The organism is Methylobacterium sp. D54C, from assembly GCF_053345595.1.
On sequence record NZ_JBKFAK010000165.1, the window covers coordinates 1 to 321 of the forward strand.

Consider the following 321-nt stretch of genomic DNA (forward strand, 5'->3'; position numbering starts at 1 on the left):
GATTTCGTCGGCGCCCGGGCGCACGACCTGTTCGCCGTGACGGCCTTCTCCACCGCGCCGATGCTGGTCATGCCGATGACCGACCGCCACGACGCCGTGCGGGCGGCGATCGCCGCCATCGCCCGGCCCGGCCTCGACTACACCAATATCGGCCGGGGCCTCGGCATGGCCCTGTCGCAGTTCGGAATCGATGTCGGCGCCCCGCGGGTCCTCCTCCTGGTCTCCGACGGCGCGGCGGTGATCGACCCGCGCATCCAGGACCAGCTGCGCGCCGCGGTCGCGCGGATCCGGCCGAACCTGTACTGGCTGTTCCTGCGCACC

1 protein-coding gene is annotated in these 321 nt (G+C 72.6%); it reads left to right on the forward strand.

From position 1 onward, the window contains the following. Positions 1–321: vWA domain-containing protein (locus tag ACLBYB_RS32995; protein WP_447701405.1), on the forward strand; the 321-nt coding region annotated here is incomplete at both ends.